Origin of the sequence: Paenibacillus sp. NPDC057934 (genome assembly GCF_042887565.1) — a bacterium.
In the GTDB taxonomy this organism is placed as follows: Bacteria; Bacillota; Bacilli; order Paenibacillales; family Paenibacillaceae; genus Paenibacillus_AQ.
The window spans coordinates 82,686-100,215 of record NZ_JBHVPB010000005.1 but is presented as its reverse complement, the minus strand read 5'-3'; the positions used below and the strand labels follow the sequence as shown (position 1 = coordinate 100,215).

Below are 17,530 nucleotides of genomic sequence, written 5' to 3'. Positions count from 1 at the left end.
GCCGTCACTTAAGTTCAATTCACATTTTTCACATTTCAAGTTTCATTAGTTATTATGTTCCATTGTTCAATCCTACAAGTTCAGGAATTCAATCCTAGGGTCTTCTTCTTCTGATATTATCATAAAAAACGAGCCTGCGGTATCCCTTTTCTGCAATGCATAAAACAGGCTTCCGTTTCTCAATCTATGGAGACTACAAAGCCATGGAGGAACGGAAATCATGTCACGAAAAAATTTAAGAATTGCTGGTCTGCTCACCGCCATATTTACAGTTGTTCTGTTGACCTTCGCCTTACGGCCGGCAGAGAAGGCAAATACGCCGCTTGAACAAGCCTCGGTTCCCGGCCCCAAGCAGGAGAAAATGTTAAAGAAAACTACACTTTCCCAAGATGTCACGGCAACAGATCGGTTGAACCGGGTGGATGTCAGCCGACACCTGACAAGCTTGCTCAACAAGGCACATGGGGCTTCCTTTAAGGATGTTTCAGTGTATGCAGAGCGCCTTAAGCAAGAACACGGACATTTTGCCATGCTGACATGGATAGATTTCCGTAGCAATAAGACCACAACCTTCAAATCCGACCCTCCCCAGGGTAGCGATCAGGAGAATAAAACACTGCAGAAGCATCTGAAGCTAGCCAAGTCCAGCTTGAAAAATCACAAATCCTACGAATCCCCCACATTTGTGGTCGGCAAGGATAAATATTATTTTATGGGCCAACGCGACAAGGAAGGCAGTATCGGTGTGATTGCACTGATTAATCAGAAAGTCTTGGGCAAAGTTGCCGATCATCAGCTCAAGAATCTTCGCCTTATTCCTTATCCCAAAGAAGGGAAATTCCGTGTCGAATCCGTGCATACCGATACCCTAGGTGAACTGACAGTCAAGACCGGACATGACAATCAGAATGCCAGCCATTTTTATGAAAATGAAATCGTAGTCCGTTTCCCGAACGGTCATCCCACGCAAGGGCAGCTACAGACGATTGTCGCTGATATCAACGGCAAAGAACCGCGCAAATTGGGGTATGCTTATATTTTCCGCTCGGAGAAGATGAGTTTTTATCAGCTCAAATCCTATTTCGATAACAAATGGCATCCGGAGTATACGGAACCACACTACTTATATTTAACGAATGATGCCGTCTCTGAAACAAATCCTGCGGTCATTACGCCCAACGACTTGCTCTACTCCACTTACCAGTGGAATTTACCAGCGATTGAGACAGGGCAGGGATGGAATTTAAATAAAGGCAGTAAAGATGTCATTGTCGGAGTCGTAGATACCGGCGTGCAGGCCAGCCATCCCGATCTGCAGGGCAAGCTTCTACCGGGCTACAATGCTGTAACGAAGGGCTCTACCCCGGATGATGATGTAGGTCATGGAACACATGTTACGGGCATTATCGGAGCGCTGGTCAACAATGGAGAGGGTGTGGCGGGGATTAGCTGGTACAACAAAATTTTGCCAGTAAAAGCACTCGATAACTCCGGGGCCGGAACCACCTACTCGGTCGCAGAAGGCATCATTTGGGCCGCCGACAACGGGGCCAAAGTGATTAACCTGAGTCTTGGCAACTACGCCGATTCCCAATTTCTGCACGATGCCATCAAGTATGCTTATGACAGGGATGTAGTCCTTGTCTCAGCCTCGGGAAACGATAATACGGAGCGACCGGGATATCCCGCCGCCTATCCGGAAGTGCTAGCTGTAGCCGCAACCAACTCGTCACACCAGCGGGCGTCTTTCTCTAATTACGGTGATTATGTAGATGTTGCTGCTCCTGGGGAAAGCATTGCCAGCACATATCCGGACAGCCAGTATGCGGCATTGTCAGGCACATCGATGGCAAGCCCCCATGTAGCAGCGCTGGCCGCATTGGTTCGATCCCTAAACCCTGACCTGAGCAACCAAGAGGTCATGGATCTGTTGATGAAAAATGCAATCGACCTCGGCAATCCTGGTCATGACAAATACTACGGCTGGGGTCAGGTCGATATCTACAAAACACTACAGGCGGCCTCCGGGAACCCCGTTCCGCTGCAGCTCTGGCCGCAACATGTTCGGCAGCAACTGAACCAGTTGAAGCAGCGAATGGGCATCAACCCTTGATTCCTTCCGTTAATTCAGAGGCCATGTACCTGGACAGTAATTCTAAAAATAATCTCAACCCTTGCTCCATGCGTGCTTTATCCATTTGTGCATAACAAAGCCGGATATGCCTTGAGGTGCCTTCTCCCGCATGACAGACATCACCAGGCAGGAAAGAAATACTCTCCTGCTCAGCCAGTGTGTGTAATTTGTCAATCTGGAGTGTGGCCGGGAGTTCCAGCCACACGTTGAGCCCACCCTCCGGCAGTGTCCAGCGGACGCCGGAGGGTGCGTATTGCCTCAACAGCCTCCCTGCACTCTCCATCCGCTCTCTTAAAGCGATGCGGAGCCCTGCGGCATATCGTTCATAGCTGTCCGCTATGAACGGCAGTACAGCGCGCTGGGTCAGAAGCGGGCTGCCGAGATCACTGGCGGATTTGGCAGCAATCAGCCTGGACAGAATATCTCCTTCAGCGGCAACACAGGCGATTCGGCAGCCGGGAGCCAGCACCTTGCTGAAGCTTTTCAAATACACGACATGCCCATCTCTATCCATTGACTTGATGGAGGGCGGTGGTGGATCTCGGAAATACAGGTCACTGAATGGATCATCTTCTATAATGAGACAGCGGTAGCTGCGAGCCAACTCCAGCAGCCGCTGTCTTCTTTGTATGCTCATCGTGACCCCGCTCGGATTTTGAAAAGTCGGGTTGGTATAGATCAGCTTCGGGGGCCGCTTGTCACATAAACGGGTCAGGATATCGACTCTCATCCCCTCACGATCCATCGGCACAAAAATCATCTCTGCCCCGCGTCCAGCAAAAACATCAATCGCTCCTGTATAGCTGGGGTCTTCAAGATAAACAACATCTCCCGGTCCCACAAAGGTGCGTGCCACAAGATCAATGCCCTGCTGCGAGCCGCTTGTAATCATCAGCCCCGAAGATGCCAGCGCCATGCCACGCTTCTGCAGATGCTGCCGCATGACCTCCCGTAGCTCCAGATCACCTTGGAAATTCCCATAAGACGCCATTAATTCAGGCTGTTCCGATACAAGAGCGGCCATGATGCTTCCAATAGATCTCAGCGGCAGCAGTTCACGATGCAACGATGCCAGATGGAATGAATAGCCGGCCTCAGACTCATTGAAGTTACGCCAGAGCTGCGCTCTCGGCAAATAATCATCATAACGACCCTGCCAACCGCTGTCTTCTCCCGTTCCCTCATGCTCCATATCTGCAACAAAGCAGCCCTTCCCCTGAGTACAGAGAATACGCCCCTTTTTCTCCAGCTCCGCATAAGCCTTGCTTACCGTCACCTGGCTGACCTTCAGCGACAAGGCAAGTTCGCGTACAGAAGGCAACCGTGCCCCGGGAAGAAGAAGACCTGAGGAGATTCGCTGCCCCAATTTCTCGCAGATCTGCTGAGGCAGAGATCGGCTGCTGCCGCGCTTCAGTTCTATGTGCATACCGGTTATCTCCCAACTGTTATATTCGGACCTTTACTGTTATACTCTCATGTCGTTATGATACCATCAAACCAAGAAGGCGGGGAGCAATCTGATGAATATAAAGTACTCTGCAGCAGCTCAAAATATAGGATCGTCAGTCGTTCGGGAAATCCTGAAAGTCACACAAGGGGCTGATGTTATTTCGCTTGCAGGTGGATTGCCCGCTGAAGAGCTGTTCCCGGTAGAAGCAGTCCGGGATGCTTACAACCGGGTGTTGTCGGGCGATGGCTCCACACTTCAGTACGGGATTACCGAAGGCTTCACTCCCTTGCGTGAACAAATTGCCGGGCGCCTTGCCCATCAGGGCATTCCCGTAACCACGGATGAGATTGTGTTAACTACAGGCTCTCAACAGGCGATTGACCTGATTTGCAGGGTTCTGTTAGACCCCGGCGATGCCGTGCTCGTAGAAACACCTACCTATCTCGCTGCATTGCAATCCCTGAACTTCTACCGTGCCAATATCCATACTGTGGACCATGACAGCGAAGGGATGTTACCCGAAGACCTGGAGGAGAAGCTACGGAGGCTGAAGCCAAAGCTGCTGTACACTGTCCCTACCTTTAACAATCCCTCGGGGGCTACTTGGAGCAAGGAACGCCGCCAACAAATTGTACAGCTGTGCCAACAATACGGCACACTAATTCTGGAGGATAATCCTTATGGCGAACTGAGATTCACAAGTGATCCCAGCATCATTCCGCCAACACTAGCAGCCATTGATCGAAGCGGTAATAAGGAACATTGCGTCATATATACAGGTACCTTTTCCAAAATTGTTGCCCCTGCCCTGCGCACAGGCTGGATTGCGGCTACTCCTGAGCTTGTCAGGATGGTTGCCAAGGCCAAACAAACAGCCGATCTGCATTCCAGCGCGATCGATCAGCGGGCATTACATCAACTGCTGCAGACATTCGATATCGAACAGCACATCGCTAACGTCTCCCGCGAATATCATTCGCGGATGAAGTTGTTGTCCCAAGAACTTCTTGCTCAGGGGATGGAAGGATTGAGCTTCCGTGAGCCCCTGGGAGGCATGTTTCTTTGGCTGACACTACCAGCCGAAATGGACACAACCAGACTCCTGCCGATAGCCATGGAGCAAGGGGTCGCTTTTGTCCCCGGTGAGGTCTTCTATCCCTCTCATCCAGAGAAGAATACGATGCGCCTGAATTTCACCCACACGCCGCCGCAGCTTGTTCAGGAAGGTGTGCAGCGCCTGATGAGAGCCATTATGCAGTGGCGAGAACTTGAGACTCCCATCTTGTAGCAGACCGTTTTACTCAGCCCTTTTTATAAAACAAAAAAACGGCGGCGTTACCCGGATAACCGGATACACGCCGCCGTTTGATCTATACTGTTCATCGGACGATTGAAAAAATCCATACATAACGTTGCAGTTAGGAAAGTTTGCCGTAAGCCGGGTTCTGTGCTCTTTGTGGTTCATACGGGAACTACCCTCCCACCATAAGCGACAATCATCTATCTAGGCCGTACATTACTGCACAGCTCCAGCGACCAACCTAGACGCGCCTCAGGCGAAGGCTGCACATTCCGCAAGGGAAGCGCTGCGTCTCATTAGGTCTTGCTCCAGATGGGGTTTACCAGGAACAAAGTCACCAGTGTTCCTCGGGGTCTCTTACACCTCGGTTCCATCCTTGCCTGTGCCGCCCAAGGGCGGCCATCGGCGGTCCATTTCTGTGGCACTATCCTTCGGCTCGCGCCGACTGGACGTTATCCAGCACCCTGCCTTATGGAGCCCGGACTTTCCTCCCGCGGCTTGCGCCGCCGGCGATTGTCTGTCAAACTTTCCGAACAACATTTATATTATACAGACTTAAGGTGTCTTTCACAAGTGTAATTATTGGGTACTATAAAAAATTGAACGGCTCTGTATTCACCTGCGAAGCATGGACGACTGTCTTATAGCGTCCTTCGGTCAGTTTCTGAGTCATCCATTCCGCAACCTTCTCTTTCATGATCTTCTCCGCGTTATGCCCCGGATCAATCAAGGTAATACCCGCTAGCAGCGCATCCTGAGCCGTGTGGTAATCAATGTCTCCTGTAACCAGCACGTCCGCCCCGCGGAAAATCGCGCTGTTATAGTATTTAGCACCGGAACCGCCCAGAACAGCTGCCTTACGGATCGGACGATCAAGTTCGCCAACCACACGTACCTTATCCACCTTCAGCCCCTGTTTGACGGTCTCCACGAACGCTCCAAGTGTGGTGGCCTCTTTAAGCTTCCCTACCCGGCCCAGACCGAGGCTACGGCCCTTCAGATCCATCTGATACAGATCATAGGCTACTTCTTCATAAGGATGAGCCTTCAGCATGGCCTGCACCACTTTGTTACGGATCCCCTGCGGCACGATCGTTTCGATCCGTACTTCCTCAGCACGCTGCATTTTCCCCGGCTCCCCAATATAGGGCTCAGTGCCTTCACCCGGTAGAAAAGTACCGTATCCCTCAATATTGAAGCTACAGTGACTGTAGTTACCAATCGAACCTGCACCTGCGTTCAGTATGGCATCCAGCACCTTTTGATGATGATCTTTGGGGACAAATACAACCAGCTTGGACAATTGCTCCGAATGAATATCCTTAATCGGTGCACTGTTCTCAATGCCGAGCGCTTCCGCCATCCAGTCGTTCATCCCGCCTTCGGCCACGTCCAGATTCGTATGGCTGATATACACAGCGATGTCGTGCTTGATGAGCTTCTCATATAGGCGACCAGCTGGCGTATCCGTAAGAATACCCTGCAGCGGACGGAAAATAATCGCATGGTGGGCAATGATCAGATTGCAGCCCAGGGAAATGGCTTCCTCCACAATCTCCTCATTCACATCCAACGCAACTAGAATTCCGGTAATCTCCTTCTGCAAAGTGCCCAGCTGCAGCCCAACCTTATCCCACTCCTCGGCGATATGCTTTGGGGCAAGCTGCTCCATATACTGAATTACAGTTTGTCCTTTCGCAAGCATTCCAGCACCTCCGTGATCTCCTTGATCTGCCCTGTAATGACTTTCCGCTTGTCCTCTGCAGAGGGCAGCTCAGAGCGAGAAAGCGAGGCAAGAATACTTTCTAGCTTCCGAATCTCACCCTGCCACTTGTCAAAAAATACGTCATTCGGCGAACGTAGCAGCCAAGGGCCCATCTGAATCAATCTCTCCTTGCTGCAGACGACTTCTCCACCAGCCAGCTTCAGATCGCTGTACACCTCAGCATTGGTAAGAGTCCCCGCAGCTTCTGGTACTGCGGTCAGGATCTCATAGATCTTACCGTCTTCCTCCAGAATATGCTCAGCAGTGAGCACCCAGCCATGCTCCAGCAACCAACGTCGAAGTGTGTCTTCGCCAACATTCGGTTGAAGCGACAGTGTCGTCACGCCTTCCAGCTTCCCTTGCTGCCGTCCCCGGTCAAGAATCGCCGCAATCAGCGATCCGCCCATACCGGCGATAGTGATACTGTCCACTTCACCCGGCTCCAGTACTTCCAGCCCATCTCCTCGGCGAACCGAGATCACTTTTCCTTTTCCAGCTTCAGCCACGCCTCTGCGTGCGGCTTCAAAAGGCCCTTCATTAACTTCTCCTGCCACAGCAAACACTGCACGTCCGCTCTCCAAAGCTGCTACAGGCAGCAGCGCATGATCGGAGCCAATATCGGCTAGCCGGCTGCCCTGTGGAATCTGCTCCAGCACCAGCTGAAGCCGTTCAGATAATTTAGTATTGTTCATGTAGCCACCCACGCAATCCATTTTTTTCGGAAAATAAACAACAACGCCAGCTCTGCAGCAATCTTCGCTAGTAGCAAAAAGGCAACCCACTGCGGATAATCATGCCGTAGCAGAAGCGCATCCAGCTCCGGCAGAAGCCAGAGTGTGGCGCCCACTGCAAAGTACACGCCGGCAACTCCACTCACCCGGTAATGCAGCAGCCAGCTCAGCCAAACCATCAGCACACACAGCGGCAGCCAGAGCAGTTCTAATTCAAGAATCGACGCATCCGGACGCATCCCACCGAAGAAGCCCGCATATAGCAGTGCCCAGAAAGCATAACCGCAGTATTGCAATAGCCCGATGCGAAGAACAAAGCCAAGCACGCACCAGAGCAAACCACAGGTCCCGATAAGAATCGGCTGCCAGATGTCCGGATCAAGATGATGCAGCGAAATGAGCCACAGGCCAAATCCCAAGGTCAGCACACTGCCGATTCCTGTCAACAGCAGGCTGATCATTCGGTTACGCTTTGTAAAAATTGCTGCATATCCATAGCAGACAATCAGGACAGACAGGGCAGTTGCGATTTGCAAAGGCCAGGGAAAAACGCTAAAATATATACTAATCAAGAAAAACAAGGAAATAATGCCAAAACCAAACAACCATATTTTGATGCTGCCCTGCTGCAGATTTTGCAGCGAGATCGGGTTACTGTCCTTGACCGCATTTTCGTCGTCATACAGGTTAGTCAAGAAATCGCAATATTGCTCTGGTAACAGTCGGCTCTTTCTCCAATACTGAATTTCATTCAAGATTGTGTCGCGTTTCTCCAAATTCACCGGCTCATCCCTCTTTCCGCCCATTAAACGAAAAGAACCTCCTGCCACTGAGCAGCAGAAGGTCCAGTTCATACATCCTATTCGAGGAAATCCTTAAGTCGTTTACTACGGCTAGGGTGACGCAGTTTTCTAAGCGCCTTGGCTTCGATCTGACGAATCCGTTCCCGGGTCACGCCGAAGACCTTGCCAACCTCCTCCAGTGTTCTCGTCCGGCCATCATCCAGGCCAAAACGCAGACGAAGCACGTTCTCTTCACGCTCGGTGAGCGTGTCCAGTACATCCTCCAGCTGTTCTTTCAGCAGTTCGTAAGCCGCCGCATCCGCAGGGGCCAACGCTTCCTGATCCTCAATGAAATCGCCCAGATGGGAATCATCCTCTTCACCGATCGGTGTTTCGAGCGATACTGGCTCTTGGGCAATCTTCATGATTTCTCTAACTTTTTCTACTGTCAATTCCATCTCTGCTGCAATTTCTTCCGGAGAAGGCTCACGGCCCAGTTCCTGTAACAGTTGGCGGGAGACACGGATCAGCTTATTAATGGTTTCGACCATGTGCACCGGAATACGAATCGTTCTGGCTTGGTCTGCAATCGCACGAGTGATCGCTTGACGAATCCACCAAGTAGCATACGTACTGAATTTGAAACCTTTGTTATGGTCGAACTTCTCCACCGCTTTGATCAGACCCATGTTACCTTCCTGAATCAAATCCAGGAATAACATGCCACGGCCTACATAACGCTTCGCGATACTAACTACGAGCCGCAGGTTCGCTTCAGCAAGCCGGCGTTTGGCTTCTTCATCGCCATTCTTGATCCGCATAGCAAGCTCCACTTCGTCGTCTGCCGACAACAGGGGAACACGGCCGATTTCTTTCAAATACATCCGCACAGGATCATTAATCTTGATGCCCGGAGGCAATGACAGATCATCATCGAAGCTGAAGTCGTCATTATCGCTACCTTCGTTGTCCTCACTTTGCCGAAGAGTCGTAACCTCCTCGTCATTCTCGTTCACAACCTCAATCCCCAAATCGCTAAGCTGCTCATAGAACTCTTCCATTTGCTCGGGGTCTTGATCAAACGGCGACAATTTCTCCATGATATCTTTGTAATTCAGTGATGATCTTTTCTTGCCATGTTCAATAAGTTGATCCTTAACCTGATCCAAAGTAAATTCCGCTTCGAGTTCAGTATGCTGATCGTTCGCCATAATTCGACTCCCTCCTCCCTAGGTACATCCTGCCAGGCATTTCATTGTCTCTCTAGGGCTATAATCTCACTTGCTATTTGTGCCGCACGCAAAAAGTCACCTGTTTTTTCGGCCTGAATCATTTCTTCTCGCTTCTGTTCCGTCCTGCGTTGCAGGGGGTATTTCCGCACTTCACGGATGTAATCGTCCAGCACCTGCGTACTCCAGTCTGGAGGGGTATCCATCATAGAAATGGCAGTTGCTGTTTTTTCCAGACGGTCATCCTGAAGAGATGAGAGAAACCGGCTGATTTCCGGTGGTTTTCCTTGAGCGTAATAGGCGTATAGATAAGCGGCAATTGCCGCATGATCATCGATGTTGAAATCTTCTCCGAGGCGTTCGCCCACATATGTGGCGGCTTCCGGATCCTGAATCATGAAGGACAACAGGCGCCGTTCCGCGACATGGTAAGCGGGTAGCAGCGTTGGTGTCTGCACTTGCCCTTTTTTATGCCTACCATTATTCCACCTTTTATCGTTATTATCCCCTTCGGGGATGTTTTTTTGCATCGATGCCCGGAGTAAATTGCAATCCTGCTTTAAACTATCATATGACAGCTCTAGCTCAGAGGCGATTTCCCGCAAATAAACTTCTCGTTCCGTGGAGGAATGCAAGGATGCAATAATCTGAAGTGCTTCTTTTACGTAAGCAATTTTACCGTCTTCCTCTAGGAGTATATGGTTTTTTTTCAGATATATAAGCTTAAATTTCACGGATGAGACCGCCGACTCAATCACCTGTTCCCTGAACCGATCCCCACCATAGCGGGATACAAATTCGTCCGGGTCCAGTCCACTGGGCAGCACGGCAACTTTCACGCGGAACCCTGCTTCCTCCAGCATGGGAATAGCCTTGATAGCAGCAGCTTGTCCCGCCCGGTCGCCATCATACGACAGCACAATCTCATCAGCCAGGTTTTTCATCATTACCACATGATTCTCGGTGAGCGAGGTCCCCATGGTGGCAACGCCGTTCAGTACACTTGATTCCCAGGCTGAAATGACATCCCCATATCCCTCTAACAGAACAATTTGCCGCGTTTTGCGAATGGATGCTTTCGACTGGTGCAGATTGTACAGAACCCTGCTTTTGTTAAACAGCTTCGTGTCTGGGGAATTCAGATACTTGGGCTGGCCTTCCCCCAGAATTCTCCCGGCAAAAGCAATCACCTTGCCTGTGCGGCTCGCAATCGGAAACATAATCCGGCCGCGAAACCGGTCGATGAAGCCTTTACCCTCGCCTCTGACGGACAATAGTCCGCCCCGCTCCATCTCGGCGAGATCGAATTGACGCTTCTCCAAAAATTGCTGGAGTGTGTCCCAGCGATCTGGCGCATATCCGATCTGGAACTGATCAATCATTTTATCGCTGAAATTCCGGGATCTTAAATACTCCATGGCGGCAGTGCCGTGCTCCGTATTCTTCAGCAGAAAATGATAGAACTTCGCAGACCATTCATACGCTTGAAGCAGCCGGTCCCGTTCGGGGTCTGGCGGAGACAATAACCCGCTTTTCCCTTCCGGAAGGGGAATGTCACTTTCTTCGGCCATTGTTCTAACTGCCTCGGGGAAGGATAACCCTTCGATTTCCATCCTGAATTTGATGGCATTTCCGCCCATACCACAGCTAAAACAATGAAATACTCCACGCTCTGGAGTGACAGTGAAGGAAGGGGTTTTCTCCGAGTGAAACGGGCAGAGGCCCCATAAATATTTCCCCCGCTTGGTCAACTGGACAACTTTACCGACGGTATCGACAATATCATGGCGTGCCAGCACGCTCTCGATGACCTCTTCCGGGATACTTCCCTGTCCGCTAGCCATTTCAACCACCTTCATCTCTTAACAAATAAATATAATTCGCTATAGCTGGACATTCTCCTGCAAAATTGTTAAAAGTTTTGTCAGTTTATGTTGAAAAAAGTTTTTTTCCTCGGTAGTGATGGGTTTTGGCCCTTTGGAATAATGTCCCCGCCTTCGTTCCACTGCCCTGGCATGTCTGCCTTCCAGCATGAAATCCATAGTGGAATCCTTATAATCCTGGCCACGAAACGACAGCACACTGCAGCGTTTGCCCAGTGCCAGTGCGGCCAGTCCATAATCCTGCGTCAGCACCACATCGCCAGCGGAGATATGATTGGCAATATACAAGTCGGCACTCTGATCACCCCGGTCCACCTGCACGACCGTTACTCCTTCTTCGCCCTTTAGCTTATGGTCATAGGAAGAAACCATAACCACCGGAATTCCAAAGGAGCGACCTACGATTGCAATTTCTTTTTTGACCGGACAAGCATCTCCGTCTACAACGATTGTTCTCCCCGGGGACTTCTCCATCTTCATCACCAATTTCCCGTGTAATATATATACGCGCTTCTGGTATGAAATCCTTCTTTATCAAAAAGAAACGGCTTTGCTGTCCTCTGGTAGATCTATACTCTGAATCACAAAACGTGAGCGAACAATTTGGTAAAATCATAAATACGGAACAGTTGTCAAGCTGACGCTTTGGCACTGTTCCGTATATTTATACCCTAAACCATCAATCTATACCATAAAACACTTAACTTTTTTATCGTCAGGAATAAAGGAAGGCTCTTAGTTTACCACACCAGCTTGCCGAAATCAGCGAAAATCTTCGAGTCGGCATCAATACCAGCCAACAGGGCTAGACGATTAGCGCGAACCTTCTCATCCTCTGCCATAACCATTACGGAATCAAAGAATCCGGTGACGTCCTCCTTCAAGCCAGAAAGAATAGTCAATGCTTCTTCGGCTTGCTTGTTTGCAAGAGCTTCACGGTAAGATGTGTGCAGTGCCTGCCATGTCTCATATAGCTTCGCCTCTGCTGCCTCAACAAACAACGCAGGGTCGATAGTGCCTTCTGTTGCCTTGGCGGCAAGATTGCTCACCCGGGTCAGGGAATCCACAGTAATCTTGAAATCCTCTTGTCCGGCGACCGCATCCATCAATGCCCGGCTTCTGGCAACTACATTCACAACGTCATCAAAGCCAGCGGCAATGACAGCATCCACTACATCATAACGAACATTGTCGGACAGCAGGCGTTTAACGCGTAGACCAAAGAACTCGTAAAGAGTATTACGCAGTTCCTCACCCGAATGTTTCAGATTTCGTGAATTTTCATGAACTTCAGTCGCAGCGGCAAAAATATCCTGTAATGAGATCGGAAGCTGACGCTCCAGCACGATCTGCACAATCCCTGCAGCCTGACGGCGCAGAGCATAGGGATCCTGAGAACCTGTCGGAATAATGCCGACGGAGAAGCAGCCGACAATTGTATCCATTTTATCCGCAATGCTGACTACCGCACCTGCATCTGTCGATGGAACCTGATCCCCAGCGAAACGCGGCTGATAGTGTTCAAAGATAGCTTTAGCAACCGTCTCCGGTTCTCCGGCTTTACGGGCATAATCTTCACCCATGGTACCTTGCAGCTCAGGGAACTCATAAACCATTTGGGTAACCAGATCGAATTTGCAAATATCGGCGGCACGGCTAACTTCAGATGCAGTAGCCGCAGGCAGATTCAGCTTGGCAGCCAGCAGATCTGCGATCTTGCGAATCCGACGGACTTTATCGCCGATACTACCCATTTCTTCGTGATACACGATATTCTCCAGCTTAGCCAGCGCGTCGCTGATTTGTAGTTTCTGATCCTCTTCGTAGAAGAACTTGGCATCGGACAAGCGAGCGCGCAGCACTTTCTCGTTCCCCTTCGCAATCACATCCAGTGATTCTGCGTTTCCGTTACGAACAGTGACGAAGAACGGCAGTAGCTTGCCTTCGGTATCAAGCACCGGGAAGTACCGCTGATGCTCACGCATCGAAGTAATCAGTACATCCTGCGGAATATTCAGGAACGCTGGGTCGAAGGTTCCGAACAGAACCGTTGGCGTCTCCACCAAGAATAGTACTTCTTCAAGCAAATCTTCTTTGATGGCGATGGTCCAGTTCTTCTCAGCAGCCAGCTTGTGAATCTGGTCCAGGATCAGGCTCTCCCGTTCCTTCACATCAGCCAGCACATGCTGTGAGCGCAAGCTCTCCACATATGCGGCAGGCTCAGCAATCGCAGTCTCGCCTCCAAGGAAACGATGTCCACGGCTAATGTTGCCGGTTTGGACTCCCGTAATCTCCAAGTCAATAATATCCTTGCCGAACAGGGCAACCAGCCAACGAATCGGACGTACGAACTTGAAGTCGTAGCTGCCCCAACGCATATTTTTCGGGAACGTCATAGCATTGACGATGTCCAACAGACCTTGTGCCAGCAGTGTGGATGTTTCTACACCGGCACTGCTTTTGGTAGCGTAAATATATTCTACGCCTGCTAGTTCCTTAAAGGTAAACTGCTCTGGGGATACCCCCTGACTACGGGCAAAACCAAGTGCAGCCTTGCTCCATTCACCGCTAGCATCCAGGGCAATCTTACGTGACGGTCCCTTGACTTCTTCACTGATATCAGTCTGCTTCTCAGCGACATCTTTCACTAGAACAGCCAAACGACGAGGTGTTGCATAGGCAGTAACACCGCTATGAGAAATACGCGAGGACTCCAGCCATTTGGACATTCTGTCTTCAAGCTGCTCCATTGCAGCACGGATGAACCGGGCCGGAACTTCCTCCAGACCGATCTCGAACAAGATATCTTTAGCCACGGTCAACACCTTCTTTCTTCAGCAGCGGGAAGCCCAGCTTCTCACGTTCCTCCACATATGTCGCAGCCACTGTACGGGCCAAGTTACGCACTCTCGTAATAAATCCGGTCCGTTCCGTTACACTGATTGCTCCTCTTGCATCAAGCAGGTTAAAGGTATGGGAGCACTTCAACACATAATCATAAGCCGGGAATACCAAATGGTTCTCCATCGCTCTGCGAGCCTCTTCTTCATACGTGTTGAAAAGTGTGAACAACATTTTGACATCGGAAACTTCAAAGGTATATGTGGAATGCTCCACTTCCGGCTGATGGAATACATCTCCGTAGCTGATTCCGTTCACCCACTCCAGGTCGAATACATTCTCCTTCTCCTGGATATAGGAGGCGAGACGCTCCATACCATAAGTGATTTCAACAGCTACCGGATGGGTTTCGATACCGCCCACTTGCTGGAAGTACGTAAATTGCGTAATTTCCATCCCGTCCAGCCATACTTCCCAGCCAAGACCGGCGCAGCCCAAGGAAGGATTCTCCCAGTTGTCCTCTACAAATCGAATGTCATGCAAGAGAGGATCTACGCCCAGCGCCTTCAGACTCTCCAGATAAATCTCCTGGATATTGTCCGGGGACGGCTTAATAATCACCTGGAACTGGTGATGCTGGTACAAACGGTTAGGGTTCTCCCCGTAACGTCCGTCCGACGGACGGCGTGAAGGCTCTACATACGCTACCTTCCACGGCTCAGGTCCCAGTGAACGCAAAAAGGTCATCGGATTCATCGTACCCGCCCCTTTTTCCGTATCGTACGGCTGGACGATAATACAGTTGTGTGCTGCCCAAAACTGCTGCAGCGTCAAAATCATCTGCTGAAAGTTCATGCTACCGACTCCTTCGCTTACAAGTTTTTTCATGCCTGATGCCTTCTTTAGGCCTTGCGCTGGAGGCGGCTCTTCTCTATTCTTGCGGCGGACCGGAAGACTTCCGGCCAGCCACAGGTCAAAAAGCTCCCGCCCCCATGCCTGATAAACAGACATAGGGACGAGAGCTTAACATGTTCTCCCGCGGTTCCACCCTACTTGATCCGTCCCATAACTGGCAATGAATGAGCCAATAATAGGGTGACGAATCCACTTTTCGCTTGGTGCCGTTTCCGTACTCCCAGGTGCCATGTTCATGAACTTTGCCCTGCCAGGCTTCCACTGCCCCCGGCTCGCTGATGCGGCAATACTGTCCATTACTTTCCCGATCAATGCACGTTCTCCTTAACGGAGCCATTACGGCTGACCACAATTAATAAAAGTAAACTGCCACTATAGTAACGGAAATTTCAGGATTCGTCAAATCTCGTATTTATCCAGCTGGTCCAGAAAGTTCTGCGATTTCAGCCGCAGTCCAAGCTGCACATCCATAAATGATCGCATGATCTTCTTCAGTTCCAGACGTGTACCTTCCTTCACATCCACATTGCCGAGCCGGGTCAGATCCAGCGCCGCGAACAACCGGAGCAGCTTCAGCGCCCGGGGTGAAATCGTAAGCGCCGGAGGGTCCTGATGCTTGCAGCTCCGGCACAGTACCCCGCCGAGACGGGGACTGATCAGAAGCTGATCATCAGGTTTTTGCGAGCCGCAGATGACACATGTATCCAGTTCCGGAGCATATCCTGCTGCCTGTAGAAGTTTCATTTCGAAAATATTGATAATCACACCGGGTTCCTTATCTTCTTCCAGTGCATTCAGGCAGGCTGTCAGTTGGCGAAACCAGAAGCTTCCGGTCTCCTCATCATGCAGCACACGGTCCAGCAGCTCGCAGGCATAGGAGGAATAGGCCGCTTTAACCAGATCTTCACGCAGTGGATGATGAGATTGCGTAATCTCACCGGCGTTCAGCGTACCCAGTCCTCCGTTATTTCTGAAAAAAACAAATTCTCCAACTGTAAACAGCTGAATCAGCGCAGCATGGCGGCTTCTGACCTTCTTAGCACCGCGTACGAGCACACCTACTTTGCCCGCGTTCTCGGTGCAAAGCGTAATGATCGCGTTCCCTTCACCGTAGTCCATGCTGCGGATGACGATCCCTTCCACCCTGTGTAGCATGCCTCTTCCCCCAACCATTCGGCAAGCAACCAGTCCCTATTGCGCTTCTTCATCATAGACCTGCTCTTCCTCCGCCGTTACAGGTCCGCTCTCGGAGAGTGAACCTGCAGCTTCCCTATATAGCAGATAAGCATCGACATCTCCAGTCATTACAAAATACTTCCACGAAAAATCTCGCATTCGTATTCATCCTTTCTTCGGAAACACGATGTCTCTTCGAAATTAGGATGTGCGATGTACCGGGTTCTATCCTTGCAATTCCTGCCAAGGTGGCGAAGTCATTATTGGTCTTTATGAAAACCCAAGTCACGCAGGACACGGTCCTGATTACGCCAGTCTTTTTTCACTTTTACCCAAAGCTCCAGAAAAATCTTCGAACCCAGCAAGTTCTCAATATCCGTACGAGCGCGCTTGCCGACTTCCTTCAGCAAGGCTCCTTGCTTACCGATAATGATGCCTTTCTGTGAATCGCGTTCAACAAAAATAACAGCTGAGATGTGTACCACACCGTTGGATTCCACACGCATATCCTCAATGGCTACCGCGATGGAATGCGGCACCTCTTCGCGGGTCAAGTGCAGAATTTTCTCCCGAACGAGTTCGGCAACGACAAACTGCTCAGGGTGATCCGTAACTTGGTCCTCCGGATAGTACTGTGGCCCGTCCGGCAGATATTTTTGCACTTGCTCCAGCAGGGTGTTGACATTGTTGCCCAGCTTGGCGGAGATCGGTACGATCTCGGCAAAGTCGTGCAGCTTCTGATATTGCGAGATCAGTGGCAGCAGCGCTTCCGGCTCAATCTTATCAATCTTGTTCATTACAAGAATAACCGGCGTCTTCAGTCCCCCTAATTGCTCCGCAATAAAACGGTCGCCTCCGCCCAGTCCATCCGCAGCGTCCACCAGGAACAACACAGCTTCTACTTCGCCGAGTGTGCTCATAGCTGTCTGATTCATGTAATCGCCCAGCTTGGACTGTCTCTTGTGAATCCCTGGCGTATCCAGGAACACGACTTGAGAATCATTCGTGGTATATACCCCGTGAATTTTATTTCTGGTCGTTTGCGGCTTGTCCGACATGATGGCAATCTTCTGTCCAATCACCTGATTCATAAGTGTCGATTTGCCTACATTAGGTCTCCCGATAATGGCAACAAAACCTGATTTAAACTTTTTCATCTAATCTTCCTTCCTTGAATGAAAAATCTTAACTTTAAATTTCTTCTTACGGTCGGCTATATACATTAAACTAGTGATTTTTCTGTTTTGGGATTAACCGTGACTCCAGAGAATGTTTGGACTTCCGGCCGCTGTTGTCTGCAGATTTCTTAATTTAATACCGCTGT

The 17,530-nt window shown here is 50.3% G+C and carries 15 protein-coding genes and 1 other RNA gene; 2 read left to right on the top strand and 14 right to left on the bottom strand.

What is annotated here, in order from left to right:
• Window positions 1–220 precede the first annotated feature (220 nt).
• Window positions 221–2,113: a S8 family peptidase gene (locus ACFVRY_RS12750; protein ID WP_387500567.1), complete on the top strand. Its 1,893-nt coding sequence runs from the start codon at window positions 221–223 to the stop codon at window positions 2,111–2,113.
• Here ACFVRY_RS12750 and pdxR read toward each other — a convergent pair.
• A complete protein-coding gene (pdxR, locus tag ACFVRY_RS12745) occupies window positions 2,103–3,560 on the bottom strand; it encodes a MocR-like pyridoxine biosynthesis transcription factor PdxR (RefSeq protein WP_387500566.1) in 1,458 nt (485 codons plus the stop codon). The genes ACFVRY_RS12750 and pdxR overlap by 11 nt on opposite strands.
• Window positions 3,561–3,654: 94 nt before the next feature.
• On the opposite strand from pdxR, the gene ACFVRY_RS12740 reads away from it, so the two are divergent.
• Window positions 3,655–4,872 carry an aminotransferase-like domain-containing protein gene (locus ACFVRY_RS12740; protein WP_387500565.1) on the top strand — a complete coding sequence of 406 codons (1,218 nt, stop codon included), beginning with the start codon at window positions 3,655–3,657 and terminating at the stop codon, window positions 4,870–4,872.
• A 131-nt stretch (window positions 4,873–5,003) separates the two neighbouring features.
• Here ACFVRY_RS12740 and rnpB read toward each other — a convergent pair.
• The 13 genes from rnpB to era all read right to left on the bottom strand — a co-directional run bounded on the left by rnpB (window position 5,004) and on the right by era (window position 17,363).
• Window positions 5,004–5,413: RNase P RNA component class A (gene rnpB / locus ACFVRY_RS12735), an RNA gene on the bottom strand.
• Between the two features lie 60 nt (window positions 5,414–5,473).
• On the bottom strand, window positions 5,474–6,589 hold the full coding sequence (locus ACFVRY_RS12730; RefSeq protein WP_387500564.1) for a Nif3-like dinuclear metal center hexameric protein: 1,116 nt from the start codon (window positions 6,587–6,589) through the stop codon (window positions 5,474–5,476).
• Complete coding sequence (locus ACFVRY_RS12725; protein ID WP_387500563.1) at window positions 6,565–7,341, bottom strand: tRNA (adenine(22)-N(1))-methyltransferase; 777 nt, start codon at window positions 7,339–7,341, stop codon at window positions 6,565–6,567. The genes ACFVRY_RS12730 and ACFVRY_RS12725 overlap by 25 nt, the downstream gene beginning before the upstream one ends.
• The gene (locus ACFVRY_RS12720) at window positions 7,338–8,186 is read right to left on the bottom strand and encodes a hypothetical protein (RefSeq protein WP_387500562.1); all 849 of its coding nucleotides are present in this window, start codon (window positions 8,184–8,186) and stop codon (window positions 7,338–7,340) included. Before ACFVRY_RS12720 ends, ACFVRY_RS12725 begins: the two co-directional genes overlap by 4 nt.
• A gap of 53 nt (window positions 8,187–8,239) precedes the next feature.
• Window positions 8,240–9,373, bottom strand: coding sequence for an RNA polymerase sigma factor RpoD (gene rpoD / locus ACFVRY_RS12715; protein ID WP_066364230.1), 1,134 nt, complete (start codon window positions 9,371–9,373; stop codon window positions 8,240–8,242).
• Between the two features lie 41 nt (window positions 9,374–9,414).
• A complete protein-coding gene (gene dnaG, locus ACFVRY_RS12710) occupies window positions 9,415–11,235 on the bottom strand; it encodes a DNA primase (protein ID WP_387500561.1) in 1,821 nt (606 codons plus the stop codon).
• 39 nt (window positions 11,236–11,274) lie between these two features.
• Complete coding sequence (locus ACFVRY_RS12705; RefSeq protein ID WP_387500560.1) at window positions 11,275–11,754, bottom strand: YaiI/YqxD family protein; 480 nt, start codon at window positions 11,752–11,754, stop codon at window positions 11,275–11,277.
• Between the two features lie 260 nt (window positions 11,755–12,014).
• A complete protein-coding gene (gene glyS / locus ACFVRY_RS12700) occupies window positions 12,015–14,090 on the bottom strand; it encodes a glycine--tRNA ligase subunit beta (protein WP_387500559.1) in 2,076 nt (691 codons plus the stop codon).
• Entirely contained in the window at window positions 14,083–14,970 is an 888-nt protein-coding gene (gene glyQ, locus ACFVRY_RS12695; RefSeq protein ID WP_387500962.1) for a glycine--tRNA ligase subunit alpha, read from the bottom strand. Before glyQ ends, glyS begins: the two co-directional genes overlap by 8 nt.
• Window positions 14,971–15,138: 168 nt before the next feature.
• The gene (locus ACFVRY_RS12690; protein ID WP_387500558.1) at window positions 15,139–15,342 is read right to left on the bottom strand and encodes a hypothetical protein; all 204 of its coding nucleotides are present in this window, start codon (window positions 15,340–15,342) and stop codon (window positions 15,139–15,141) included.
• 87 nt (window positions 15,343–15,429) lie between these two features.
• A complete protein-coding gene (gene recO / locus ACFVRY_RS12685; protein ID WP_387500557.1) occupies window positions 15,430–16,185 on the bottom strand; it encodes a DNA repair protein RecO in 756 nt (251 codons plus the stop codon).
• 36 nt (window positions 16,186–16,221) lie between these two features.
• Window positions 16,222–16,365 (bottom strand): YqzL family protein, encoded by a 144-nt coding sequence (locus ACFVRY_RS12680; protein ID WP_387500556.1) that lies wholly within the window; start codon window positions 16,363–16,365, stop codon window positions 16,222–16,224.
• Between the two features lie 101 nt (window positions 16,366–16,466).
• The gene (gene era, locus ACFVRY_RS12675; RefSeq protein ID WP_387500555.1) at window positions 16,467–17,363 is read right to left on the bottom strand and encodes a GTPase Era; all 897 of its coding nucleotides are present in this window, start codon (window positions 17,361–17,363) and stop codon (window positions 16,467–16,469) included.
• Window positions 17,364–17,530: the final 167 nt, after the last annotated feature.

What these genes read in the sequence shown, in the direction of transcription:
- ACFVRY_RS12750 (WP_387500567.1), top strand. Translation starts at nt 221, where the DNA reads ATGTCACGAAAAAATTTAAGAATTGCTGGTCTGCTCACCGCCATATTT.
- pdxR (WP_387500566.1), bottom strand. Translation starts at nt 3,560, where the DNA reads ATGCACATAGAACTGAAGCGCGGCAGCAGCCGATCTCTGCCTCAGCAG.
- ACFVRY_RS12740 (WP_387500565.1), top strand. Translation starts at nt 3,655, where the DNA reads ATGAATATAAAGTACTCTGCAGCAGCTCAAAATATAGGATCGTCAGTC.
- ACFVRY_RS12730 (WP_387500564.1), bottom strand. Translation starts at nt 6,589, where the DNA reads ATGCTTGCGAAAGGACAAACTGTAATTCAGTATATGGAGCAGCTTGCC.
- ACFVRY_RS12725 (WP_387500563.1), bottom strand. Translation starts at nt 7,341, where the DNA reads ATGAACAATACTAAATTATCTGAACGGCTTCAGCTGGTGCTGGAGCAG.
- ACFVRY_RS12720 (WP_387500562.1), bottom strand. Translation starts at nt 8,186, where the DNA reads ATGGGCGGAAAGAGGGATGAGCCGGTGAATTTGGAGAAACGCGACACA.
- rpoD (WP_066364230.1), bottom strand. Translation starts at nt 9,373, where the DNA reads ATGGCGAACGATCAGCATACTGAACTCGAAGCGGAATTTACTTTGGAT.
- dnaG (WP_387500561.1), bottom strand. Translation starts at nt 11,235, where the DNA reads ATGGCTAGCGGACAGGGAAGTATCCCGGAAGAGGTCATCGAGAGCGTG.
- ACFVRY_RS12705 (WP_387500560.1), bottom strand. Translation starts at nt 11,754, where the DNA reads ATGAAGATGGAGAAGTCCCCGGGGAGAACAATCGTTGTAGACGGAGAT.
- glyQ (WP_387500962.1), bottom strand. Translation starts at nt 14,970, where the DNA reads ATGAACTTTCAGCAGATGATTTTGACGCTGCAGCAGTTTTGGGCAGCA.
- recO (WP_387500557.1), bottom strand. Translation starts at nt 16,185, where the DNA reads ATGCTACACAGGGTGGAAGGGATCGTCATCCGCAGCATGGACTACGGT.
- ACFVRY_RS12680 (WP_387500556.1), bottom strand. Translation starts at nt 16,365, where the DNA reads ATGCGAGATTTTTCGTGGAAGTATTTTGTAATGACTGGAGATGTCGAT.
- era (WP_387500555.1), bottom strand. Translation starts at nt 17,363, where the DNA reads ATGAAAAAGTTTAAATCAGGTTTTGTTGCCATTATCGGGAGACCTAAT.